The following is a 25232-nucleotide window of genomic DNA, read 5'->3' on the forward strand; positions in this document are numbered from 1 at the left end:
TCCTCGGAAGATAGCGTAGAATCTATCTATAATTACGGGGCAGCGCACCGTTTTGAGCAATCAGGATTATATATAATTATCCGGATATTTCGTAAGTCTCTGGAGGATATGCATTTTTTCCCGCCGGCTTGCGCTTGCCAATCCAACCGACATGGCGCGCCAGTGTCGCACAGGCGCGTTCGGTCTGGCCCTTGCGCAGTGCGTCCAGGATGGCGCGGTGATCGTGGTCGGTGCGTGCTTCCCAATCGCGCCGCCAGGCAGCGAACAGGAAGCGGGCGCTGGCGGCTTGCAGGTCGTCAATGCAGCGCAGAAGCCGCGGCATGCTGCACGGTGCCAGAATCAGGCGGTGAAAACGGCGGTTTGCCGCCTCCCAGTCGCGCACGGTGCTGGCATTGTCGCCGTGGCGCGTGACCTCTTCGGCCTCGTCCAGCAGGGCACCGGTCAGGTTTGGGGCTGCGTGACGCAGGGCGAGAGATTCGAGGCTGGCCCGCATCTCGGCCACTTCGCGCAGTTCGGACACGTCGAATTCGCTGACGCGAAAGCCGCGCCGAGGCTGGCTTTCCGCCAGGCCTTGGGCCTGCAATTCGCGAAACGCCTCGCGCACGGGGACGTGGCTGACGGCGAATTCGGCCGCGATATGGTCCTGTCGCAGGCGTGCGCCCGGACGGATCTCGCCGGTGATAATGCGGTCGGCAAGGATTCGCGCGATCCGTGCGGCTTGGGTTTCTTCAGGTCGGGCCGGCATGGAAGGGCGGGTTGTCATGGATTATAGATAGTCCGGCTGGGTGCCGCTGTCGAGCGGGGCCGGGCAGCGAGATGGTCCGGAAGATTGTGCAGAGTTGCTACAAGATCGCCGGATTCTGGTATTGGGACGGGCCGGCGCGATTCGGCGGGCTTGAACGGGACGACGCTTGGAAGATGCAGCCTTGACGGATGCGACGCGGCTGCAGCAAGGCGCCGACGGCCGGCTTCGGGCCGCAAGGATGCGCGCGGCTGCCCCCTATTTGCTGGCGCTGCTGCTGTTCGGGCTGGGCGCATATGCGCTGTACCACCTGCTGGCGCCGGTCGAGGTTCACGCGGTCGCGCAACAGATCCGCTCGACCCCGTGGCAGCTGATCGCGCTCGCGATGGGGGCGACCTTTGCCGGGTATCTGTGCCTGGCGGCCTATGACTGGTCTGCGCTGAGGCATATCGGCAAGCGGTTGCCGCTTCCGGTGGTGATCAGCGGCGGGTTCCTGGCCTATGCCTTCGGCAATACCGTGGGGCTGACAGCGGTGTCGGGTGGCGCTGTGCGCTGGCGGCTGTATTCCGGGCTGGATCTTGACGGTTATGACATTGCGGCGGTGTCGACCTTTACCGCGGCGGCCTTTGGGGTCGCCTCGACAGTGGTCGGTCTTGCGGCACTGGCGGTACATCCGCTGGCCCTGGCATCACTTCTGCCCCTGTCCGCCGCCAGCGTGCGGCTGCTGGCGCTTGCGGCCATTCTGGTCATCCTGGTGCCGCTGATCCGGGCCAGCTTGAGCCGGAAGCAGCTCAGGGTCGGGCGCTTTCAACTGCAGGCACCTTCGCCCTCGCTACTGGCGATGCAGCTGCTGATCAGCCTCGGTGACATCACCTTTTCGGCCCTGACGCTGTATCTGCTCTTGCCCGCGGGCGGACCGGATTTCATGACCTTCGTCGCGGTTTTCGCGGCAGCGACCATGGCGGGGGTTGTCAGCCATGTGCCGGGTGGCGTCGGCGTTTTCGAGACGATCATCATCGCCGCACTGCCGGCGGCGATGGGCATCGACAAGATAGCGGCGGCGCTGCTGCTTTACCGGCTGATCTATTATCTGGTCCCCTTCGCGATCGCGCTGATCCTGATGGCGCTGTTTGAAAGCTGGCGGGCCTTTGGCGGCAGGACCCGCGACGGCCGGCTGGCCCATATCGTCGCCGCGACCGAGCCGGCCTTCCGCGCGATTGCCCCTGCGGCACCCTTGCTGCTGGCGATGATGGTCTTCGGCTCTGGCTTGTGGATGTCGCTTTCGGCGCTGCTGCCACCGATCAGCGAGGCGGGTGAAGCCGCCGAAAAGCTGTTCCCGCTGGCCTTCATCGAGGGCTCGGCGCTGCTGACCAGTGCGCTTGGCGCCTGGCTGATCGTGCTGTCGCTTGGCCTGGCGCGGCGCAGTCAGGGGGCGCTTTGGCTGACAATGGGCGCCATGCTGGCAGGCGCTGTTGTCGCCGCCTTGCAGCGTAGCGAAATCGAACAGGCGGTGACGCTGGTTCTTGGCGTGCTGATCCTGCTGCCGTTTCGCCATGCGTTTCGCCGGCATTCGGTGCTGACGCATGGGGCTCTGACGCCGGGATGGGCGGTGCTGATGCTGGCGGCGATGGTCAGCGTCGGCTTTGTGCTGTTCTTCGCCCATAAAAGCACGCCCTATGCGCGCGAATTGTGGTGGCAGTTTGCCGCGAACGAATCCGCGCCGCGGGCGTTGCGATCCGGCCTGCTGATCAGCTTGCTGATCGGGGCCGGCGCGCTGCTGTTCCTGCTGCGTGCGCCGCTGATCCGTATCACGCCGCCTGATGCCGACACGCTCGACGTGGCGCGGCGGATCGCGATGGCGGGGGACCAGCCCGATGCGGGCTTTGTTCTGACCGGTGACAAGGCGATCATGCTGTCGGACGACCGCAGCGCCTTTGTGATGTTCGGGATTTCGGGGCGTTCATGGCTGGCCTTTGGCGCCCCGGTCGGTGACACCGACGGCGCCGAGGAGGTGGCCTTCACCTTCGTGGACGCCGCCCGCCGCGCTGGCGCGCGCCCGGTCTTTTACGAGATCGGCCCCGACGCCGTGCCCCTGATGCTGGAGCTGGGGATGGTCCTGCACAAGATGGGCGAGGAGGCGGTCGTCGACCTGACGCGTTTTTCGCTGGAGGGCCCAAGCCGCAAGCGGCTGCGAACCACCCATGCGCGAGCCGGACGGGATGGCCTGTCGCTGGAAATCGTGATGCCGCCCCATGATAGCGCACTGATGGCGGAATTGCAGGCGATCTCGGACGATTGGCTGGCAGCGAAGAATGGGCGAGAGAAGGGCTTTTCGGTCGGGCGTTTCGATCCCGACTGGCTGAACCGCTGGCCGATAGCGCTGGCACGTCAAGGGCAGCAGATCGTCGCCTTCGCCAACATAATGACCACAAATTCCCGCCAATTCGGCAGCATTGACCTGATGCGTTACTCCGGTGCCGCGCCCGGCGGCACAATGGAGTTCATGTTCACCGAGGTGATGCTTCAACTGAAGGCGCAGGGCTTCACCCGCTTTTCGCTTGGCATGGCACCGCTGGCCGGATTGACGCCACATCGCAGTGGCCGTATCTGGGACCGCTTCGGCCATATCATCTATCGCCGCGGCGGTCGGTTCTACAATTTCGAGGGATTGCGAGCCTTCAAACGCAAGTTCGACCCGGAGTGGTATCCGCATTATCTGGCCACTTCCTCGGGGCTTCCGCCATTGGTGCCGCTGACGGATGCCGCCCGCCTGATCGCCCGCGACCACAATCGGTCGCGAAACTCCGTGGGTTAAGATTGCTGGAAATCCGCGTTTGCCAGCCGGCGGCAACCACTGCGGCCAATGCGGCAGTCAAGTACTCAGGCAAGTTGGCGCGGCTGGGGACAGCTGGCCGCGCAGGCGCTGCGTGGCTTGGTCATTCGGGTGGTTGCGCGGATCGCCCAGCACGGGCTGCCCTGCAGCTACGATGTCTCATGAAGTGATACAGATATCGGTTGCACGGACGCCTTTCGGGGGAAAGGTCATAGCAGCGGCGCTCGCTCAGGCAGCATGCGGCTCGCGCGAAAGCATGACAAGGTCGCGTCCTGCCGCCTTGGCTGCCAACAGGGCCGCATCCGCTTGACGTAGCACAAGATCCGTCGATTGCCTTACCCCATACCGGTTCTCGCTGACCGCAACACCGATCGAGACTGATACCTTCAGCTCGACCATCCCGGTCAGCCCCCGAGCCTGAACGGGCAGGGCGGCCAGTTCATAACGAATCCGCTCGGCCAGCGACACTGCCATCGTCTCTTCCGCATGCGGCAGCAGGGCGAGAAATTCCTCACCGCCATAGCGAGCGACTTTCCCCCGACCCTCGACCAGTCCGGCCAGCGTCGCCGCGACCGAAACGAGCACAGCGTCACCCGCCGCATGCCCATATGTGTCATTGATCGATTTGAACCGGTCTATGTCGATCATCAGAACCGAATAGCCGTCCCCCGATTTGGCCGCGGCAGCAATATCGGCGCTGATCCGGCGTCGGTTTGCCAGACCGGTCAACGGGTCGAGAGTTGCCAATTGCCGGGCAAGCCGCGCATCGGATTGGCGCTGCTCGGCCTCAATCCCGCGGCGCAGCAGCCAGTTCAGCCGCGCCGTCAGCTCGCCCCGCCTCTCCAGCGCAGAAAGCCGGGTCGGCAATACTTCGATTGCTCCGAAATCCAGCGCCTGCGCTTCCTGCTCTGGTAGCGGCTTGCGCTGCAATAATGCCAGCGCGGTGCCCCGGCCATCGGCTGCCAAACGGGCGCGCAAATCGGCGAGATGCTGCATGCCCTCACCCTGTTGACCGCCATCGACCAGGACAACAGCGAAATTGGCCGCGATCTTCCCGAATGCCGCCTGTGACGAAACAATGTGCAACGGCCGACCGGTCGCCTCGGCAATCGCCTGACGCCACTCGGAGGACAGCGTCGCTTCGTCCGTCACCAGCGCGATCTGGTCGGGATAGTCGAAACCTGAACTTGGCTCGGCAAAGCCGGGATTGCTTTCCGCAGGCTGGGCAAGCCAACTTCTAAGCCGGGCGCGCAACACCAGATCCGAGCAATGCGGATCAAGAACGTGATCCACCCCCGCACGGAACGCGGCAGAGCGCTGCGACGAATCGCAAATGGCGATGACCGGCACTGCGGCCTTGGGGCGCAGCAGAGCCACGTCGTGCGCCAGCGCCCTTGCATCTGGATTGCGCAGCAGGACCGCATTGACCGTGTCACAGTGCATGCAGGCCTCAGCGACGCTATTCGCCGTCAGCACCTTGTGGTTTGCCGCCGTTAACCGCGCCTTCATCGTGAAGCGCGATGTTACGTCGCCATCAATAACCAGCAGCCGTCCTAGCATGTCGCCCTTGCCCCGAAGCGTTTCCGAGAGCAAGTTCGCACGAACTCGTTAACAAAACCTTTCCGCAGCCAGAGAAAACATGCCCAGCACGTCACAGACCCGCGATCTTGCCGACCGCTTGCTATTACATATCCTTGGTGATGAGGAACTGGTCAGCAGCCTGCTGGGCCGCAGCGGGATGTCGCCGTCTCAGCTTCGCTCTGTCGTAAACTCTCCGGAAATCAATGAGTTCATCATGGAGTTCGTCACCGAGAGCGATGAACGCGTCTTTGCATGCGCCGAAGCCATCGGGGTGACGCCTGAGGAGATCGGCATGGCCGCACGCATATTGCTGCGGCGCGATTGACGTATTCTTAAAACTTGCATGCTAGCACCTTCAGCAGGAGGCAGCATGCACGGACTGATTATCAGAGCGGTTGAACTTTTTCTGCGGGCGAGGCACGGCGATGCCGCCTGGGCTGCGGTATGCGCAGCGACCGGGCTGGACCGGCGCGGCACGCAGGTCATGCGCAGCTACAAGGCCGAAATGCTGCAGCGGATGATTTTTTCTGCCAGCACCACGTTACACATCGAACGCGAGGAACTGCTGGAAGATATCGGCGGTTGGATCCCACGACTTGAAAGCGTCAGATACATCTTGCGCTTCAGCGGTTCCAGCTTCGAGGACTTTGTCCTTTCGCTGGACGACCTGCATGATCGCGCGCGAATCGTGCTGCCGGGGCTGGAACTGCCCAAAATCGCCACGCAAATGATCGGCCCGCAACATTATCACGTCGACGTCACCTCGGATGCTCGGGAATGGTATCCGGTTCTGGCTGGCCTGTTGCGTGGCATGGCCGATGACTACGGCGTGCTCGCGATGGTCGAGCGTGACGACGCCCATCTTGACGTACAGATCGTTGATGAGCGCTTTGCCGAAGGCAGCGAATTTTCCTTCACACAACGCATCTCGGGTGTCGCATGACTTACAACTCGGTCCCGGTAGAGCGGCTGGCCTCGCTGATGCCCATGCATCTGCTGGTCGATCCTTCGGGTGCTATTCGGTCTTGCGGCCCAACGCTGCGTAAGCTGATCGGCCGTGTCGAGCACGTGGATGCGGCCTTTGAGCTTCGCCGGGCGCCCCCGGACAACACCCCGATCGAGGGCATGTATCAGGCGGCGCAGAATGGTCGGCGCGTTTTTCTCGACCTGCGTAACAGTGATCTGCCCCCGCTGCGGGGGGAGGCGACGGCACTTCCGGCGGGTGACGTCCTGCTTAACCTCGGGTTCGGGATCGGCGTGATCGAGGCGATTGCTTCCTACGACCTTACCGATGCGGATTTTGCCGCGAACGATCTGGCGATTGAGATCCTGTACCTGCACAAATCCAATCAGGCGATCCGGGGTGAGCTTGCGCGGCACAGCATGCGCCTGGAGGAGGCACGCGAGGCGGCGGAGATCCAGGCGTTCACCGATCCGCTGACAGGTCTGCTGAACCGGCGCGGGTTCGAACTGGCGTTCAGCCTGGCTCTGGAAGGGCGTAACGCCCCGTCAGAGCGGTCCCAGCAGTTTGCGATCATGCAGCTCGATCTGGATCGGTTCAAGGATATCAACGATAATTTCGGGCATGCGGCGGGTGACGCGGTGCTGAAACGCGTGGCCGAAGTCTTGCGTCAGGAAATGCGCGCCGATGACAGTATTGCGCGCATCGGCGGCGACGAGTTTCTGATTCTGTTGCCCGGCTTGCAGGCAAGGGCAGCTTTGCAGCAGCTTGGCCGGCGCATCATCGACGCAATCCAGCAACCTGTCTGGTACGAAAAACACCTTTGTCGGACGTCGGCGAGTATTGGTGCCGTGTTGTCTGACAGCTATCTGGATATCACTGCCGAGCAGATCCTGTCGGATGTGGACGAAGCGCTCTATGCCGCCAAGAGAGATGGGCGCGCCTGTATACGTCTGTTTGAGTCGGGCTGATGCTCTGCAGCCGAACGGCTGCCGGGAAACAGCTATGACTGGCGCCAGCTTGTGCTCCAACTTGACTGAATCGGATTGGACGCTTTCCGGGGCGGGTTTCAGCGACTTGAGCATATCTTGCGTAAATGCGACAATTCGGCGCGTGTGCCGCTATGGTCGGGTGGCGGCGGAGAGACTATCTTGAGGTCCAAATATGACCATAGGAAACAGGAAATGAGCGATCCAGCACTGGAAGACCGGCCAACATGGCCGGCGATGCGGCGAGGCGCGATGCGGAAATGCCCAGCATGCGGCAAGGGGGCAATGTTTGAGGGCTATCTGAAAGTTCGTGACCATTGCCCGAGTTGCGGCGAGGCGCTGCACTATCAGCGCGCCGATGATGGTCCGGCCTATCTGACCATCCTGCTGGTATCTCACCTAGGCGCGCCGCTGTTGCTGTGGGTTTTCCTGACTTATCAGCCTTCGCCGATCTCAATGCTGATCGGCTTTTCCGCTGGGGCGATCGTGCTTTGCCTGGCGCTGTTGCCGTTGATCAAGGGGGCAATGGTCGGCGCACAATGGGCGCGGCGGATGCATGGCTTCGGGACCGAGCAGGCCGAGGCGACCTCGGCGTGACCGCCCCCGACCCCGCAGCTTTGCGCGATGCGGCGACGATCATCCTTGTCCGCAGGGACGGGGATCAGCCGGCGGTGCTGATGGGCATGCGTGGGGCCAATGCTGCCTTCATGCCGTCGAAATACGTCTTCCCGGGTGGTGCCGTCGACCCCGGTGACCGTGCCGAAGCACTCTCTGGTCTGCCCGATGAGAAGACGCTGGCACGGCTGGAGATTGACCTGCGGGGCGAATCGGACGTCACGGCGCAACAAATTCTTGCCGCCGCCCTTCGCGAACTGGCCGAGGAAACCGGGCTGCTGATAGGGCGGCCGGGGCCAAGCAGCATGGTCGGATACGACCGTGCCGGCCTGGTGCCGGACGCCTCGGCGCTGCATTACGTATTCCGCGCCATTACCCCGCCCGGACGGCCACGTCGTTTCGATGCGCGTTTCTTTCTGATGGATGCGGCGCAGGTCGCGGGCGATCTGGACGATTTTTCTGCGGCCTGTGACGAGCTATCACATCTTCACTGGGTCCCGATGGCCGAGGCCCGCGCACTGCATTTGCCGTTCATAACAGAAGTGGTTCTGGCCGAATGTGCCGCAATGGTTGCAGCGGCGGCGGCGGGGCCTTTGCAGGCACCCGCAAGCGTGCCTTTCTTTGACAACCGCGACACGCGATCACGCTTTCTTCAATTGGGGGCGGCCGGATGAGATCGCGGGCCCGGATCGGCCGCCGCCAAGTGTTGGGCGGAATATTGGGCGCGACTTGCGCACTGCCTTATTCCGCGCATGCACTTGCGCCGACCGGTCTGGCTGAGCCGCCACCGCTGAAGCCCGCGCCGCGCCCCGGGCGGCTGATTGCCGATGCACGGCTGGAGGCCGAGGTCGACTATGCTGTGTTCGACCTGGCGGGCACACTGATCGAGGGGCGTGGCGCGGATCGCCCCATTGCGCCTGCCAGCACGCTGAAGGTGTTGACGGCGCTTTATGCGCTGGATCGGCTGGGGGCAGATCACCGCTTTGCCACGCGGGTGTTGCGCGCGGGCGACATGCTGATCCTTGCTGGCGGCGGCGATCCGGTGCTGGATACGGATGGGCTGGCGCAACTTGCGGGTCTGGTCGCGGATGCCGGCCACCCGCCGCCCACGCGTTTTGCGGTCTGGGGTGGGGCGCTGCCGCAAATCGAGGAAATCTCGGTCGAACAGGCCGATCACCTGGCCTATAACCCCTCGGTTTCCGGAATCGCGTTAAATTTCAATCGCGTGCATCTGGATTGGAAGTCGGGCGGGGCGGATTTGTCGACGCAGGCGCGCGCCGCGCGACACAGCCCACGGGCCTATTCTATTCAGGCGGCGGCCGTCGGGCAGGGCCCTCTATTTTCCTGGCGCGAGGAAGGCGACCGAGAGATCTGGGAGATCAACCGCGCCGGCATGAGGACCCGCGGCAGCCGCTGGTTGCCAGTCCGCCGGCCAGAGCTTTATGCCGGCGACGTGTTCCAGACCTTGAGCCGTGCCGAAGGCCTGCCGCTGCCGGCGCCCGAGCGCATCGCCGATTTGCCGGCGGGTGCCGTTGAGGTGGCGCGGATCGAAAGCCCACGCTTGCGCGAGATCCTGCGTGGGATGATGGAGTACTCCACCAATCTGACCGCCGAGATGGTCGGGCTTCATGCCAGCGGCGCGGGGGATCTGCTGGCCTCGGCCAAGGCGATGCAGGACTGGGCCGAGGCGAAGGGAATCGCCGCGCTGGATCTGCGCGATCATTCCGGCATGTCGCCGGACACCCGGGTGACGGCACGGGCGATGGCGCAGGTTATCGCGACGCTGGGGGCCAAGGCCGATCTTCGCGGGTTGATGAAGCATGTGCCGCTGCAGCAGCGCAAGGGCGCGCCGCCGCCCGCGGGGCTGCGACTGGAGGCCAAGACCGGCACCCTGAACTTCGTGTCGAATCTGGCCGGTTACGGCAGTATTCCCGGCCGAGGTGAGGTGATTTTCGCTGTCTATATCAGTGACATGGCACGCCGCGCGGCGACCGAGGGGCAAGAGCTTCCCGCCGGTGTCATCGGCTGGACCAGCCGCGCCAAACTGCTGCAGCAGGAACTGGTCGCGGGATGGATCGGGCGTTATGCCTGAAGGGTGCGGTGACGCAGCTGCGATGAAAGCTCAATCGCGGCGGAGTGCAGGCGGCTGATTTCCAACTGGTGGCGGATCTCGCGCAGCATCTCGGCCTCGTCATCGCTCAGCCGGCCGTCAGCGGCAGCCACGTCACAGGCAAGCGCATAGGCGGTCTCGAACAGGCGCGCGGGCAGGGCGTCGCGAACCAGGCCGAACAATGCGTCGATGCCGTCCTCGTCCTCGAACAATGACATCACGGTCTGCGAGACGGCGCGGATGCGGTCGACATCGTAATCCGCGAAGACCGGCATATGGTTCACCATGCGCTCGATCGCGACAAGTTCAGAGGTGCGGATATTCGCGTCCGAAACCGAAACCGCCACCATGACGGATACCAGCGCGTCGCAGGCGGAAAAGGAAGGAAGGTCGATGGTCACGTTTGTTTCCTGTGTTTGACCCCGAAATATTGACGATTCACCGTGGTTTCAATAAGCCGCCAGCGACCCTTTCAGGAGATATGATCATGACCACCCTGCGCGATGCCGCGATGACTTCCAAGGCCTGGCCCTTTGAAGAGGCGCGCCGGGTGCTGAAACGGTACGAAAAGAAGGACCCCGAGAAGGGATATGTGCTGTTCGAGACGGGGTATGGCCCCTCGGGTCTGCCGCATATCGGCACCTTTGGCGAGGTCGCGCGCACGACGATGATCCGCCGCGCCTTCGAGATGATCTCGGACATTCCGACGCGGCTGTTCTGTTTCTCGGATGACATGGACGGGATGCGGAAGGTGCCGGAAAACGTGCCGCAGCAGGAATTGCTGAAGGCGAACCTGCAAAAGCCGCTGACCTCGGTGCCCGATCCCTTCGGCGAGTTCGCAAGCTTCGGCGATCACAACAACGCCATGCTGCGCCGCTTTCTGGATACGTTCGGTTTCGAATACGAATTCATGTCGGCGACCGAGTTCTACAAGTCCGGCGCTTTCGATCCGACGCTGCTGCTGGCAGCCGAACGCTATGATGCGATCATGGAGATCATGCTGGCGAGCCTGCGCGAAGAACGCCAGCAGACCTATAGCTGCTTCCTGCCGATCCACCCCGAAACCGGCCGCGTGCTGTATGTGCCGATCAAGCATGTCGATGCCAAGGACGGCACCGTAACCTTCGATGATGAAGACGGCCGCGAATGGACGCTGCCGGTCACGGGCGGGCAGGTAAAGCTGCAGTGGAAGCCGGATTTCGGGGCGCGGTGGGCCGCGCTCGACGTCGATTTCGAAATGTATGGCAAGGACCACAGCACCAATACGCCGATTTATGACGGCATTTGTCAGGTGCTGGGCGGCAAGAAGCCCGAGCATTTCACCTATGAGCTGTTCCTGGACGACAAGGGCCAGAAGATTAGCAAGTCCAAGGGCAACGGGCTGTCGATCGACGAATGGCTGACCTATGCGGCCAGCGAAAGCCTGTCCTATTTCATGTATCAGAAGCCGAAGACGGCCAAGCGGCTGTGGTGGGATGTGATCCCGAAGGCGGTGGATGAATATCACCAGCAGTTGCGCGCCTTCCCCGGTCAGGCGCCGGAACAGCAGCTGGCCAATCCGGTCTTCCATATCCATCGCGGGCAAGTGCCGGCTTCGGATATGGTGGTGCCCTTCTCGATGCTGCTGAACCTTGCATCGGTTGCCGGTGCCAAGGACAAGGACGGGCTTTGGGGATTTATTCGTCGCTATGCGCCCGATGCCTCGCCCGAAACGCACCCGCAGCTGGATCAGGCGGCGGGCTATGCCGTGCGCTACTTCAACGATTTCGTGGCGCCGGGCCGGACCTTCCGCGCGCCCTCGGACAAGGAGCGTGCGGCGCTGGAGGATCTGGCCGATCGTCTGGCAAAATGGGATGGGCCGCTGGACGCGGAGGCCTTGCAGACGATGGTTTTCGCCGTCGGCACCGAACACGGGTTCGAGCCGCTGCGCGAATGGTTCCAGGCGCTTTATCAGGTGCTTCTGGGCGCGGATCAGGGACCGCGCTTCGGCGGCTTCATCGCGCTTTACGGCGTGGATGAAACCCGCGCGCTGATTGATCGCGCCTTGAAAGGCGAACTGGCCGCCTGAGCGCGCTGTTGCGCGCCCATTGGCGCGCAACGCCCGCAGGGTTAACGACAGGTTAACCCGTTGACGCGACATTCCCCCAACGCATATGGGCCGCCAGCTGCGGCCGGATACAGGGGAGATCGCGCATGAACATCGCCATTACCGCCGGGCTGCAACTGATGCCGCCGGGCTTCGCGGCCGGACTGTCGGCCTGGTCGCGGGAATACGGCACCCCCGGCAGTGCAACCTGGGCCAATCGCGCCAACGCGGCCATCATCGCGGCGGATCCGGATTTCGGGCCCTGCCTGGAAATCAACAAGGTCGACACCACCACCCGCATCCGCTTCATGGGCGAGACACCGATCCTGCCCGGCACCTATCTGCGCGTTTCGGCGCGGGTGAAGGCGGTTGCGGGTCCGCGTCCGGCGGTGCGGATCGGCGGCTGGGCCGGCGACGGGGCGCGCAACCACGTCACCGGGCTGGACGAACTTGGTGATGACGTGAGCTTGCCTGATTACGGCCAGGTGGTCGAGGTCAGCGCAATTGTCGGTACCGGCGATCGCCGCGGTGTCGATATGGCCTGGGGCGCGCGTCCGATTTATGGCCATTTCGGCATCGACCTGATCGGCACCAATGGCGGGACGGTGCGCATCGAATCGGTGCGGATCGAAGATGTCACATCGGTGTTTTTGCGCGAGATGATGGATATCGTCGACGTCCGCGACTATGGCGCCATCGGCGACGGCCGCGCCGACAATCACGCCGCCTTCGTCGCAGCTGACAAGGCAGCAAACGGTCGGGTGATTGTCGTGCCAGAGGGCACCTACAAGATCGGCTCAGATCTGACGATACGCGCGCCCGTGCGCTTTACCGGCAAATTGACCATGCCGCGCGCCGCCCGGCTAACCTTGATGGGCAGTTTCGACTATCCCACCTATGCCGAGGCATTCGGTGATGAGACCGAGGCGATGAAGCGCGCGTTGCAGGCGCTGTTCGGCTATACCGACCATATCGAGTTGAACCTGCGCGGTCGCCGGGTCGATCTGACCGAGCCGCTGGTCATGACCGAAATCGCCCCTGGCCTGACCGAGTTTTCCGCCCGCAGGCTGATCTGCAACGGCGAGTTTCGCATCGTTGACGGCCCGGCGTGGAACACCAATCTTGCCAGTTCGCAGGCGACCTATGACGCGAACCAGCCGACCACGCTGAGCAATGTCGCCAATATTGCCAATATCGAGGCGGGCAGCCTGATCACCGGTCCCGGTGTAGGTCGTGAGGTCTATGTCCGCGAGAAAAATGTCGGTGCCAAGACGCTGACGCTTTCGCAGCCGCTTTACGGCGGCTCTGGGACGCGGACTTATACCTTCCAGCGCTTCCGCTATATGTTCGACTTCCTCGGCATGGAGGAGATGTCGCGGGTCAACTTTGCCGATATCGAGTTCTCGCTGGGTGGGCGCGCCAGCTTCCTGATGTTGCCGGCTGTAGGCCAGCTGTTCCATGTGCGCGACTGTTACATCAGCGGGCCGGGCGATCGTGGTATCACCTCGGTCGGGCGAGCCTGCCAGGATCTGCTGGTCGATCGCTGTCAGTTCCTGTCATCCGAGATGAGCCTGACCGCGCAGGCCCGCAAGTCCGTTGCGATCAATGTGAATGCGAATGACGCCAAGATCCGCGATAACCGCTTCGTGCGCTTCGGCACGTTCATGGTGGCATCGGGGACGGGGCACCTGCTGGTCGGCAATCATTGGTTTCAAGGCGATGACACGTCGAGCGGCAAGCGGGTGCCGGGCTTGGTCATTGCCCAGAAGAACTGCAAGATGGCGATCACCGGCAACTACATCGACAACAACGTCATCGAATGGACCAATGAATATGATGCCGTCCCTGACTTTGGGCCGAACGAGTATTCCTTTGGCGGGCTTTCGATTTCGGGGAACCACTTTACCGTCAAACGGGTGCTGAGCGATTTCTCATGGCTGTCGGTCAAGCCCTACGGCACCGGGCATCACATCCACGGTCTGACCGTGTCCAATAACGTGTTTTTGGTGATCGGACCGAAAATCCAGCGCGTTGAGAAGGTCGATACCAGCTTCGCCGATCTGGACTATTCGCGGATGCGTAACATCCTGTTTGACGGCAACAACTTCAATGGCGTGCTGGATTACATCGCAAACCCGATCCAGATCAAGCACAGCCAGGCGACGGCGCAGGCCAGCTGGGTGGTGCCGCTGACCGATTGCCTGCCCTTCCATGGCTGGGCGAAGAATGTCGATTCCGTGACGGCCGTCTCGATGATCCAGAATGCCGGCAACGGGCGCGTTACAGAAATGCCCTGGGTGCGCACCCAACGGGGGGCGAAAAAGCAGAACCTGCAGATCGAATGGGCCCAGCCGGCCAAGGGCACGGTCACCATCCGCGCCCGCATGGACGAGCCGGGCTGATCCGTCTTCACCGCCTTGCCTTTATTCCCCCCGGCCGTTTTCGGTCGGGGGTTTTTTAAGATCAGCGGGCTGCAGGTAATAGGCCTGACCAAAGCCGGCATTCAGCAGGCCGCCATGCGGCTCCAGCCGCCAAAAATGGAAGTCGGGCAGCTGCGCATAGGCCCGCGCCTTGGGGTTATGGGCGATCCACCGGTCCAACCGGGCGGCATGTTCGGACCCATCGCGGGGCAGGCGACGCGCCACGACCTGCAGTGTCATGCGCGGCTGAGCCATGGCGTCACCCTTGGTTGCCTGCGTCGCCTCGATCAGCAGGCCTGCGCGTGGGTTGGCCTCCAAAAGGTGTGTATGGGCCGCAATTTCCGAAAGCAGGGCCATCGGCACCCCGTCGCGATCGGCCTGCGCTGCGATCCGAGACAGGTGTGGATAGCCATTCGCGGCGTCATAGACCGAAAGAATCGCATGCCGCATGGATGCGACCATGTCCTGCACCAAGGCGCGGGCGCGCAGATCGACGTCGCGGATGGGGTTTGTTGCCATGCCTGTAAACTGCCTTTGATAACATTGCGATGCAAGTCGCGCCGCGCGATCACGCGGCTGTGAATAATTTACAAATTACAATCGCATCAGGTCAATGAATTTACAAAATTATCCTTAGAAAAAAATGCTTTGCGAGAATGCAAATGCGTGATTAACTGCTGGCAGCTCAAGTAAGGTGAATGCCGCCGGAGGGGCGCCATATCCTTGCCATACGCCAGTGGGGGAAATGCCATGTCCGTTGATAACGTAGCGAAACATCCGATCCCGGCCGGGTTCGACGGTGCGAATGCCGGTCCTGACGATTACGCCCGCATGTACGCCGAATCGATTGACGATCCCGAAACCTTCTGGGGGCGCGAGGGCCAGCGGCTGGACTGGATCACGCCATATACCAAGGTGAAGGATACCGATTTCACCTTTGGCAATGTGTCGATCAAGTGGTTCGAGGATGGGGTGCTGAACGCCTCGGTGAATTGCATTGACCGTCATCTGGCCAAGCGCGGCAACCAGACAGCGATTATTTTCGAGCCTGATGACCCCGACGCCCCTGTCCGCCACATCACCTATCGCGAGTTGAGCGACAAGGTGAACCGCATGGCCAATGTCCTGCTAAGCCAAGGCGTCATGCGCGGTGACCGCGTCGTCATTTACATGCCGATGATCCCCGAGGCGGCTTATGCGATGCTGGCCTGCGCGCGGATCGGGGCGATCCATTCGATCGTCTTCGCGGGCTTCTCGCCTGACGCGCTGGCGAACCGGATCAACGACAGTGACGCCAAGCTGGTCATCACCGCCGATACCGCGCCGCGCGGCGGCCGGCGAACGGCGCTGAAATCCAATGCCGACGCCGCCTTGCTGCATTGTTCCGACAAGGTGCGCTGCCTGGTGGTCAAACATACCGGCGATCAGACGACCTGGATCGCCGACCGCGACGTTGACGTGCTGGCGATGATGGAACAGGTCAGCCCCGATTGTCCGCCGCGGCCGATGGCGGCCGAGGATCCGCTTTTTATCCTTTATACCTCTGGTTCGACCGGCAAGCCGAAGGGGGTCGTACATAGCACCGGCGGCTATCTGGTTTATGCGGCGATGACCCATGAATATGTCTTCGATTACAAGGAAGGCGACATCTTCTGGTGCACCGCGGATGTGGGCTGGGTGACGGGCCACAGCTATATCATCTATGGCCCGCTGGCCAACGGGGCCACCACGCTGATGTTCGAAGGCGTGCCGACCTGGCCCGATGCCGGGCGTTTCTGGGCCGTCTGCGACAAGCACAAGGTGAACCAGTTCTATACCGCGCCAACGGCGATCCGGGCGCTGATGGGGCAGGGGACGGAGTTCGTCGAAAAATACGACCTGTCCACCCTTCGCGTGCTGGGTACGGTGGGCGAGCCGATCAACCCCGAGGCGTGGAACTGGTACGACAAATATGTGGGCAAGGGCCGCTGCCCGATCGTCGATACCTGGTGGCAGACCGAAACCGGCGGGCACATGATCACCTCGTTGCCCGGCGCGATCGAGACCAAGCCGGGTTCGGCCACGCTGCCCTTCTTTGGGGTCAAGCCCGAGATCCTAGAGCCGGAATCGGCCAAGATCGTGTCCGGCAATCCCGCCGAGGGCGTGCTGTGCATTGCCGACAGCTGGCCGGGTCAGATGCGCACGGTCTGGGGCGATCATCAGCGCTTCATGGAAACCTATTTCCAGCAATATCCCGGCTATTACTTCACCGGTGACGGATGCACGCGGGATGCGGATGGCTATTACTGGATTACCGGGCGCGTCGATGACGTCATCAACGTCTCTGGTCACCGAATGGGCACCGCCGAGGTTGAATCGGCGCTGGTGGCCCATCCCAAGGTCGCCGAGGCCGCCGTTGTCGGCTACCCCCACGAAATCAAGGGGCAGGGCATCTATGCCTATGTCACCCTGATGAATGGGATAGAGCCGACCGACGAGCTGCGCCGCGAGCTGGAAACCTGGGTCCGCACCGAAATCGGGCCCATTGCCAAGCCTGACCTGATCCAATGGGCGCCGGGCCTGCCCAAGACCCGATCCGGCAAGATCATGCGCCGCATCCTGCGCAAGATCGCCGAAGACGATTTCGGCGCCCTGGGCGATATCTCGACACTGGCCGATCCCGGTGTTGTCGAAGAACTGATCGACAACCGGATGAACCGGGACTGACAAGATTGGCGCCGGGCGGACCATCCGCCCGGCGTGATGCCCAAAGCGTGCGCGGCCAACCAGGCCATGTTGCCGCCACAGCCCGCGACAGCCGCGCGTGCCATCTCTTGAAACACCGTCTCGACCCGCCGACATCGCCGGTGGGACTGGAAGACCTGACCTGAAGACAGCCAACTTTCCAGTTGAGGAAAACCCAGATGGAACAGTCCCTGGCAGAAAAAATCTCTGCGGACCCGGACGACCAGAAGATGAGGACCGGGAGGTCCCGCCTTGGCTGGACGCTTGAACCAAGGGCATCGCGCACCAAGCCGGTGACGGATTTCGATGCCGCTGACGACTGCCACGAGGCACGTGTTTCGATGTGCGGATGACGCTGGAAATTGGCCCCAACGCGCAGCTTCGCGTCGGGGCCTTTCGCCCATCCATCCCGGCCGCCGGGATGGGGTGACGAACGAAGCAGGCGGCCAAAAAAGGACTGTTCAAGGGAGGAACGGGACATGAGTGACAGGCAATCTTCGAACGCCTATTGGCGGGCGAATATCAGGATCATCTGGATCTGCATCGCTATCTGGGCGCTGGTATCTTACGGCTTCGGGATCATCCTGCGGCCGCTGGTCAGCGGCATTCCGGTTGGCGGCAGCGATCTGGGTTTCTGGTTCGCGCAGCAGGGGTCCATTCTGGTCTTTATCGTACTGATCTTCTGGTACGCGGCGCGGATGAACCGGCTGGACCGTGAACACGGCGTGGAGGAATAAGCCATGTCGCAATTTACGCTGAACCTCATCTTCATTGGCGCGTCGTTCGCGCTGTATATCGGCATCGCGATCTGGGCACGCGCCGGATCGACGGCCGAATTCTATGCCGCGAACCGCGGCGTCAGCCCGGTCATGAACGGGATGGCCACGGCTGCCGACTGGATGTCGGCGGCGTCCTTCATCTCGATGGCGGGTCTGATCGCCTTTACCGGCTATGACAACTCGACCTATCTGATGGGCTGGACCGGCGGCTATGTGCTGCTGGCGCTGCTGCTGGCGCCTTACCTGCGAAAATTCGGCAAGTTCACCGTGCCGGAATTCATCGGCGACCGCTTCTATTCGCGCACCGCGCGGATCATTGGGGTCGTCTGCCTGCTGATCATCTCGATCACCTATGTGATCGGTCAGATGACCGGCGTGGGCGTCACCTTCTCGCGCTATCTCGCGGTGTCTAACTCGACCGGGTTGTGGATCGGTGCGGCGCTCGTCTTCTGCTATGCCGTTCTTGGCGGCATGAAGGGCATTACCTATACGCAGGTGGCGCAATATGTCGTGCTGATCATCGCCTATACCATTCCTGCGATCTTCATTGCCCTGCAACTGACCGGGCATGTTCTGCCGCAGACGGGGTTGTTTGGCTCGTTGGCTGGCGGAGACACGAAGTTCCTGACCAAACTTGACCAGGTGGTCACGGATCTGGGCTTTGCCAACTATACCGGCCACCACAAATCGACGCTGGACATGGTGCTGTTCACGCTGGCGCTGATGATCGGCACGGCGGGGCTGCCGCATGTGATCATCCGGTTCTTCACGGTGCCGAAAGTGTCGGATGCGCGTTCTTCGGCGGGCTGGGCGCTTGTGTTCATCGCGCTGCTTTACACCGTGGCGCCTGCCGTTGGGGCGATGTCGCGTTTCAATCTGACCACGACGATGTGGCCGGGTGCTGCCGAAGGCGAGACCTTCAGCCAGCCCGCGGTCTCGCTGGACCAGATTGATAACGCGCCCGAGCTGGAATGGATGCGCAACTGGCAGGTCACCGGTCTGCTGGGTTGGGAAGACAAGAACGGCGACGGCCTGATCCAGTATTACAACGACAAGGGCGAACCGTCCGAGGCGCTGGCAGCAACCATTGCCGAGCAGAACCTGCAAGGCAACGAACTGCCGACCGTGAACAACGACATCATGGTTCTGGCCAACCCGGAAATCGCGAACCTTCCGGGCTGGGTCATCGCCATCGTTGCGGCGGGTGGTCTTGCGGCGGCACTGTCGACGGCGGCAGGTCTGCTGCTGGCGATTTCGGGCGCGGTGTCGCATGACCTTGTCAAAGGTTGGTTGGCACCCGAAATCAGCGAGAAGGGCGAACTGATGGCCGCCCGTATCTCGATGGCGGTGTCGATCCTTGTCGCCACCATTCTGGGGCTTAACCCGCCGGGCTTTGCCGCGCAGACGGTGGCGCTTGCCTTTGGTCTTGCGGCTTCGTCGATCTTCCCGGTGCTGATGATGGGCATCTTCTCGACCCGCATCAACAAGCAGGGCGCGATCTGGGGGATGCTGGCCGGTATCCTGTCGACGCTGATCTATATCTTCACCTACAAGGGTTGGTTCTTCATTGCCGGCACCAACATGTTGGAAGATACGGCGGCGAACTGGCTGTTCGGCATCTCGCCCGCAAGCTTCGGGGTGATCGGTGCGCTGATCAACTTCGGCGTGGCCTATCTGGTATCGAACGCGACCGAGGAACCGCCGGTCGAAGTCGTCGAGCTGGTCGAATCCATCCGCATCCCGCGCGGTGCGGGTACGGCGACGCACCACTGACAGAAACCGCCGCGTCCCCTTCACTGGGGGCGCGGCATCTGACCCGAGGAGCCTATGGAAGCCATCGACGCTCTCATTTCAGTGCTGCATCCCTATGACACGCTGTCGGAGGACGAGCGGGCCCGTGTGGTCCGTTCCTTCGCCCGCAGCCAATTGCCCGAAGGGGCCATGATCTATACCCGCGGTCAGATCCTGGACGGGCTTTATATTGTCGAAAACGGGGCCGTGGAAATCACCGATGCGAACGGCGCCCTGGTGTCGCTGCTGGAACGCGGCAACAGCTTTGGCGAACGCGGGCTGCTGGCCGATGGCCGCGCGGTCACCACTGCGCGGATGGCGCGAACGGGCACGGTCCTGTTGCTGCCTGCCGCTGAATTCCGCCGTCTGATCGCGGAAAGCCCTGACTTTGCGCGCTTCTTCGAACGTGGCGGGCGCGAACGTTCGGGCCGCGGCGGGCCCGATGTCGCGACGCTTAAGATATCCGACATCCTGACCCGCAGCCCGGTCACGACCGAACCGACCACGCCCATCCGCGAGGCGGCCCGGATAATGCGCGAGGCGAAGATTTCATCGCTCGGGATCACCGACCCGGACGGCAGGCTTCTGGGCCTGGTCACCATTCGCGACATGTCGAACCGCGTCGTTGCCGAAGGGCTTGACCTTCAGGCCCCGGTTTCAACCATCATGACGTCCGATCCAGTGACGCTGCCGCCCGATGCGCTCGGCTCGGACGTGCTGCACGCGATGATCGAGCGCAGCATCGGCCATCTTCCCGTGATCGAGGCGGGGCGGCTGGTCGGCATGGTCACCCAGACCGACCTGACGCGGCTGCAGGCAATCTCGACCTCGGTGCTGATCCACGACGTGGCGGGCGCGGAAACCGTGGAACAGATGGCCGAGGTGACCGCCCGCATCCCGGATCTTCTGGTCAGCCTTGTCGCCGGCCATCAGCGACACGAAGTCGTCACCCGCCTGATCACCGACATTGCAGACGCCGTGACCCGGCGCCTTCTGGCGATGGCACAGGACAAACTGGGGCCTGCGCCTGCGGCCTGGCTGTGGGCCGCTTGCGGCAGTCAGGGGCGGCAGGACCAGACCGGGGTCAGCGATCAGGACAATGTGCTGATCCTGTCGGATGAGGCGAACCCGGACGATCCGTGGTTCGCTGAACTCGCCCGTTTTGTCAGCGATGGGCTGAACACCTGCGGCTATGTCTATTGCCCGGGCGACATGATGGCCACCAATCCGCGCTGGGGTCAGCCGCGCCGTGTCTGGCGCAAGTATTTCGCCGACTGGATCGCCAATCCCTCGCCCGAGGCGCAGATGCTGGCATCAGTCATGTTCGACCTGCGGGCAATCGGCGGTGATGCATCGCTGCTGGCGGGTCTGCAGTCGGAAACGCTGGCGATGGCATCGGCGAACTCGATCTTCGTGGCGCATATGATCTCGAACTCGCTGAAGCACCAGCCGCCGCTTGGGCTGATCAGGGGGTTTGCAACCATCCGTTCCGGTCAGCATCAGGGCCATATCGACATGAAGATGAACGGCGTTGTGCCGGTCGCCGATCTGGCCCGCGTCTATGCGCTGAAGGGGCAGTTGACCCCGGTCAATACGCGCGCCCGGCTGGAGGCGGCCGAAGCGGCAGGCGTGATCTCGGGCAGTGGGGCGCGCGACCTGATCGCGGCCTACGACCTGATCCAGACCCTTCGTCTGCAAAATCAGGCGCATCTGGTCCGGGCCGGGCGCAAGCCCGACAACTATCTTTCGCCGGCTGATCTGGCGGATTTCGAACGCAGCCATCTGCGCGACGCCTTCGTGGTGGTGCGCACGATGCAATCTGCACTTGGACAGGGAAGGGGAGTATTGGGATGACCGGAGCAAGCGGGATCGGCTGGGACCTGATCGGCACGCTGGCGGTGGGCGGGGGCGCGGCTGCGGTCCTTTACGCGCTGATGCATGCGATGCGGGCGGCGGGGCACAGCCTGCCGCGCTGGCTGCTGCCGGCGGGGATCGGTCTGGCGATGATCGGCTTTGCCACTTGGAACGAATACAGCTGGGCCGCGCGCGTCAAGGCGCAGCTGCCCGAACGCGTGGCTGTTGTGGCCGAAGGCAGTGCCCGCAGCCCGCTGCGGCCCTGGACCTATCTGGCGGCACCCACCGCGCGGCTGGCGCTGATCGACCGGGGGGCGCTGAAAGATGACGGGCAGGGCACGCGGATCGCCCCGGTGACGCTGGTCGAACGCTGGAAGCGCAGCGTCACCGTTGAACAGGGCGTCGATTGTGCCGGGGGGCGGCTGCGTGACCCGCAGGGCAACTGGCATCCCGCGCCCGCCGATGACCCGGTCTTCGCGGCGATTTGCGCAGGGGGCTGACATGGCGCGCGTCATGGTGATCGAGGACGAGGACAACATCGCCATCGCGCTGGATTTCCTGCTGACCCGTGACGGCCATGACCACAGCCGGCTGGCCACCGGCGCAGGCGCGATCGAGGCATTGCGCGCGACCCATCCCGATCTGGTTCTGCTGGACGTGATGCTGCCCGGAATGTCCGGCTATCAGATCGTGCAGGACATGCGGGCTGACCCGGAGCTTGCCGATGTGCGGGTGCTGATGATGACGGCGCGCGGCTCGGTGATGGAACGACGCAAGGGGATGGCGCTTGGTGCTGACGGTTTCGTTGCCAAACCTTTCGAACTGGCCGAGCTGCGCGCCGAAATGGCCCGCGTTCTGGGCGGGCAGGCGTGATGTCTCAGCTGTCCTTGCGTCTGCGGGTATTCCTGATCTTCGCGGCGCTGGTTGCCGGGCTGTTGGTGACCATCGGGGCAGGTATCGTGACGGCGCAGGTGATGCTGCGGGATGCGGGTGTGCCCCCGGCACAGCTGACCGATGCGCTGGTTCTGATGGCGCTGATCGCGGGGCTTGGTGCCTTGGGGCTGACCACTCTGGTGTGGTATCTGTTCGACACCCATGTCGCGCGTCCGATAGAAACGCTGGCGGGCAACCTTCTGACCGGTGCGACTCCGTCCGAGGCCGAGGGCCGCTATCTCGCCGATCTTGCGCCTGCCGCGCGGGCCGTGGCGGACCGGGCGCGGGCCCTGACCGATCTGGATCAAGCTATCGAGGCCCATGCTGAGACGCTGGCACATGAAAGCTCGATTCTGGAAAATATCCTGTCGGATATCGGCGCGGGCGCGGTGCTGACCGATGACCGGGCGCGCGTGCTGTTCTATAACGCGGCAGCAGCGCAATTGCTGCCGGGACTGGCGCTTGATCGCGAGTTGGGCCGGTTCCTGCGCGGCGGAGGGCTGGCGGCGGCACAGGCCCGGATTGCGGCGGGCGCGGCGGCCAGCGATGTCGCGCTGCTTGGTGCGGAGGGTACGCGCCTGACAGGCCGTCTGCGGCATATGCCCGGCGAGGACGGGGGCACCGTGCTGATCCTGCGTCCTGCCCGGCGCGAACTGGTGCCGCCCCGCGCCGCGATGGAAAAGCTGCGCAGACATGCCGCCGTGCTGACCCCGCTTCTGGACGATCTGTCCAGCCCCTTGCCCCCGGCGCTAAGCGACATGATCCGCAGCGAAGGGCAGGGCCTCTCTGCCGCGCTGGCTGAACTGGATACGGCGCTGCATCCGGGCGCGCCCAAACAGCGCCGCGTCGCCGCCGAGGAACTGGCCCGCGGGCTTGGCCTACCGCTGGCCGATATTGCCCCGGTCACCCTTGCCGCCGATGGCTGGCAGATCGGCGGGCTTGCGGCGCAGCTGGGCCAAAGGCTGCAGAACAGCGGCCGCCCGCCAACGGCAGATGTCACCCAAGCCGGGGCCGAAGCGACCTTGCGCCTTCGCTGGACAGGTGCGCCCCTGTCCATCGACGAACTCGACCTCTGGCTGCGGGACGCCCCGGATCCCGATCACCCGGAACTCAGCGGGGCCGACATCCTTGCGGCGCATGGCACCGGGATCTGGCCCGAAACTGTCCCCCCGAACGAGGCCCAACTGGTGCTGCCCTTGGCGGTGTCGGCGGTCACGCGCAATGCGCGTCCTGCCGTCACTTATGATTTCGCCCTTGCCCGACAGGGCATGCCCGACATGCGCCCGCTTTCGGCACTGACCTGCGTCGTCTTCGATACCGAAACCACCGGCCTGTCGCTATCGGACCGGATCGTTCAGATTGCCGGCCTTCGCATCGCCGGCGGGCGCCTGACGGGAGAGCAGTTCGATACCCTGGTTCATCCCGGCATGGCGATCCCGCCCGCGTCGACGGCGATCCACCATGTCACCGACGCCATGGTCGAAGATGCACCCGACATGACCACCGCATTGCGCGGCTTTCACCACTTTTCCGAAGGCGCAGTACTGATCGCCCATAATGCGCCGTTTGACATGGGGCTTCTGCGCGCCGCCGAAGGCGAAACTGGCCTGCATTTCCCGAATCGCGTCATGGATACGGTGCTGCTGTCGGCGATGATCTGGGGGCAAAGCGCCACGCACAGCCTTGATGCGATCTGCGCGCGGCTCGGGATCTCGATCCCCGATCACCTTCGCCACACTGCGATGGGCGATGCCGAGGCAACCGCGCAGGCCTTTCTGCGCATGCTGCCCGCGCTGGAGGCCAAGGGCATCTCGCGCTTCGAACAGGTCTTGCAGCAGGCGCAGAAATACCGCCGCCTGCTCAGCGACGCCAATCTCGCCGCCGCCCATGGGCCCGCAGCGGGCTGATTTCACGCTGGCCCAAATATCCCGGGGTGAGCGCCGCCAGGCGCGAGGGGCAGCGCCCCTTCGCCCTTCTTATCGGCCCAGCTTGGCGTGAACCTCGTCCAGATCAACCTCGGCCAGCGGGAACTTGTTATCCGGGTCGTCGAAGTCATATTTGAACAGCTGGAAATCCTTCTTGTAGATTTCCCAGATCAGATGCCGCGACAGGTCGTCGAAATACTCGCTGACCTTATGGGCGCGCTTCGGTCCATGACCCTCGGATTCGTTGAAGCGCGGCACGTCGGCCACATCAACCTTTACCGGGGTCTCGGCCGCATCCAGCACCTTCTTCATGCCGTCGTTGAAGCGCTCGGTGAAGAAAATCTGGTCGTAACGCCCGCCATTGACGATGAAGGTCGAGATATGCCCCGACATGGCCGACCAGTGAATGTCCGGCTCCATCGGGCGGCGCCAGCGGATGGTGTCGCGGGCGAACAGAAGAAAACGCCGGAAGGACTTGATCTGGTCGAAATCGAAATTGTCCTCGGGGCTGCCGACCTCGATGCCGTATTTCTGGATCAGCTGCGGCACTAGGTTGCCGCGATAGCGTTTGCCATTGCGCTGGATGCCGGCGATCTTGTCGAAAAACGACGACAGCAGACGTGCATATGGGTTGCGCACGCAGGTGAAGGTCACGCCCTTGCGCGCATGAACCGCCTGTTCGATGGGCGTCTGGCTGTCATCCTGCGCCCATTTGTGCAGGCCTTGCTTGCTGTCATGAATGTCGCCATCGAAATAGCGGCCGTGATCGGAATAGAACATGATCTGCCCGATGGTCGAGCAGGCACATTTGGGGACCACCCGATAGACCATGCTTTCGCTTTCGGTCATCCAGGTTCCGGGAAAGCCCATAGTTTTACCTCTTGCTTGC

General features: G+C 63.1%; 21 protein-coding genes. 16 read left to right on the forward strand and 5 right to left on the reverse strand.

The genetic code is table 11. The annotated features are described in order from the left end of the window. Positions 1-76 precede the first annotated feature (76 nt). Positions 77-745: a GntR family transcriptional regulator gene (locus G7044_RS03380; protein WP_166325914.1), complete on the reverse strand. Its 669-nt coding sequence runs from the start codon at positions 743-745 to the stop codon at positions 77-79. 181 nt (positions 746-926) lie between these two features. Between G7044_RS03380 and mprF the strand changes: the two genes are divergently transcribed. Then, on the forward strand, positions 927-3557 hold the full coding sequence (mprF, locus tag G7044_RS03385) for a bifunctional lysylphosphatidylglycerol flippase/synthetase MprF (RefSeq protein WP_235931115.1): 2631 nt from the start codon (positions 927-929) through the stop codon (positions 3555-3557). Positions 3558-3803: 246 nt separating this feature from the next. Here the strand turns inward: mprF and G7044_RS03390 are convergent, their stop codons facing one another. Continuing rightward, positions 3804-5168: a diguanylate cyclase gene (locus G7044_RS03390; protein ID WP_166325917.1), complete on the reverse strand. Its 1365-nt coding sequence runs from the start codon at positions 5166-5168 to the stop codon at positions 3804-3806. Positions 5169-5214: 46 nt separating this feature from the next. Between G7044_RS03390 and G7044_RS03395 the strand changes: the two genes are divergently transcribed. From G7044_RS03395 to G7044_RS03420, 6 genes are all read left to right on the forward strand, one after another. Next, positions 5215-5481 carry a DUF3572 family protein gene (locus G7044_RS03395; RefSeq protein WP_166325920.1) on the forward strand — a complete coding sequence of 89 codons (267 nt, stop codon included), beginning with the start codon at positions 5215-5217 and terminating at the stop codon, positions 5479-5481. A 45-nt stretch (positions 5482-5526) separates the two neighbouring features. After that, entirely contained in the window at positions 5527-6099 is a 573-nt protein-coding gene (locus tag G7044_RS03400) for a heme NO-binding domain-containing protein (protein ID WP_166325922.1), read from the forward strand. Next, positions 6096-7088 carry a GGDEF domain-containing protein gene (locus G7044_RS03405; RefSeq protein WP_166325925.1) on the forward strand — a complete coding sequence of 331 codons (993 nt, stop codon included), beginning with the start codon at positions 6096-6098 and terminating at the stop codon, positions 7086-7088. Before G7044_RS03400 ends, G7044_RS03405 begins: the two co-directional genes overlap by 4 nt. Positions 7089-7301: 213 nt before the next feature. Further along, entirely contained in the window at positions 7302-7703 is a 402-nt protein-coding gene (locus G7044_RS03410) for a DUF983 domain-containing protein (RefSeq protein WP_166325928.1), read from the forward strand. Next, positions 7700-8395 carry an NUDIX hydrolase gene (locus G7044_RS03415; RefSeq protein ID WP_166325931.1) on the forward strand — a complete coding sequence of 232 codons (696 nt, stop codon included), beginning with the start codon at positions 7700-7702 and terminating at the stop codon, positions 8393-8395. The genes G7044_RS03410 and G7044_RS03415 overlap by 4 nt, the downstream gene beginning before the upstream one ends. Further along, on the forward strand, positions 8392-9813 hold the full coding sequence (locus tag G7044_RS03420; RefSeq protein WP_166325934.1) for a D-alanyl-D-alanine carboxypeptidase: 1422 nt from the start codon (positions 8392-8394) through the stop codon (positions 9811-9813). The genes G7044_RS03415 and G7044_RS03420 overlap by 4 nt, the downstream gene beginning before the upstream one ends. On the opposite strand, the gene G7044_RS03425 is transcribed toward G7044_RS03420, so the two are convergent. Next, positions 9804-10232 carry a tellurite resistance TerB family protein gene (locus G7044_RS03425; RefSeq protein WP_166325937.1) on the reverse strand — a complete coding sequence of 143 codons (429 nt, stop codon included), beginning with the start codon at positions 10230-10232 and terminating at the stop codon, positions 9804-9806. The genes G7044_RS03420 and G7044_RS03425 overlap by 10 nt on opposite strands. An 86-nt stretch (positions 10233-10318) precedes the next feature. Here G7044_RS03425 and G7044_RS03430 point away from each other — a divergent pair, with 86 nt between their 5' ends. After that, positions 10319-11899 carry a lysine--tRNA ligase gene (locus G7044_RS03430; RefSeq protein WP_166325940.1) on the forward strand — a complete coding sequence of 527 codons (1581 nt, stop codon included), beginning with the start codon at positions 10319-10321 and terminating at the stop codon, positions 11897-11899. 125 nt (positions 11900-12024) lie between these two features. Beyond that, a complete protein-coding gene (locus tag G7044_RS03435; protein WP_166325943.1) occupies positions 12025-14319 on the forward strand; it encodes a glycosyl hydrolase family 28-related protein in 2295 nt (764 codons plus the stop codon). Positions 14320-14340: 21 nt separating this feature from the next. Here the strand turns inward: G7044_RS03435 and G7044_RS03440 are convergent, their stop codons facing one another. After that, on the reverse strand, positions 14341-14856 hold the full coding sequence (locus G7044_RS03440; RefSeq protein ID WP_166325946.1) for a HugZ family pyridoxamine 5'-phosphate oxidase: 516 nt from the start codon (positions 14854-14856) through the stop codon (positions 14341-14343). A 231-nt stretch (positions 14857-15087) separates the two neighbouring features. Here G7044_RS03440 and acs point away from each other — a divergent pair, with 231 nt between their 5' ends. The 7 genes from acs (at position 15088) to G7044_RS03475 (ending at position 24325) form a co-directional block, all read left to right on the forward strand. After that, positions 15088-17043, forward strand: a complete 1956-nt coding sequence (gene acs, locus G7044_RS03445) for an acetate--CoA ligase (protein ID WP_166325949.1) — start codon at positions 15088-15090, stop codon at positions 17041-17043. Positions 17044-17540: 497 nt separating this feature from the next. Then, on the forward strand, positions 17541-17798 hold the full coding sequence (locus G7044_RS03450) for a DUF4212 domain-containing protein (RefSeq protein ID WP_166325952.1): 258 nt from the start codon (positions 17541-17543) through the stop codon (positions 17796-17798). A 3-nt stretch (positions 17799-17801) separates the two neighbouring features. Next, positions 17802-19613 carry a sodium:solute symporter family protein gene (locus G7044_RS03455; RefSeq protein ID WP_166325955.1) on the forward strand — a complete coding sequence of 604 codons (1812 nt, stop codon included), beginning with the start codon at positions 17802-17804 and terminating at the stop codon, positions 19611-19613. 54 nt (positions 19614-19667) lie between these two features. Next, positions 19668-21485 carry a putative nucleotidyltransferase substrate binding domain-containing protein gene (locus G7044_RS03460; RefSeq protein WP_166325958.1) on the forward strand — a complete coding sequence of 606 codons (1818 nt, stop codon included), beginning with the start codon at positions 19668-19670 and terminating at the stop codon, positions 21483-21485. After that, the gene (locus tag G7044_RS03465) at positions 21482-21985 is read left to right on the forward strand and encodes a hypothetical protein (protein WP_166325961.1); all 504 of its coding nucleotides are present in this window, start codon (positions 21482-21484) and stop codon (positions 21983-21985) included. The genes G7044_RS03460 and G7044_RS03465 overlap by 4 nt, the downstream gene beginning before the upstream one ends. Position 21986: 1 nt before the next feature. Beyond that, positions 21987-22358: a response regulator transcription factor gene (locus G7044_RS03470; RefSeq protein ID WP_166325964.1), complete on the forward strand. Its 372-nt coding sequence runs from the start codon at positions 21987-21989 to the stop codon at positions 22356-22358. Further along, positions 22358-24325: a 3'-5' exonuclease gene (locus G7044_RS03475; RefSeq protein ID WP_207630148.1), complete on the forward strand. Its 1968-nt coding sequence runs from the start codon at positions 22358-22360 to the stop codon at positions 24323-24325. Before G7044_RS03470 ends, G7044_RS03475 begins: the two co-directional genes overlap by 1 nt. A 69-nt stretch (positions 24326-24394) precedes the next feature. Here G7044_RS03475 and G7044_RS03480 read toward each other — a convergent pair whose 3' ends face one another. Next, positions 24395-25213 carry a sulfotransferase family protein gene (locus G7044_RS03480; protein WP_166325970.1) on the reverse strand — a complete coding sequence of 273 codons (819 nt, stop codon included), beginning with the start codon at positions 25211-25213 and terminating at the stop codon, positions 24395-24397. Positions 25214-25232 lie beyond the last annotated feature (19 nt).

This window comes from Paracoccus xiamenensis (assembly GCF_011308835.1).
GTDB lineage: Bacteria > Pseudomonadota > Alphaproteobacteria > Rhodobacterales > Rhodobacteraceae > Paracoccus > Paracoccus xiamenensis.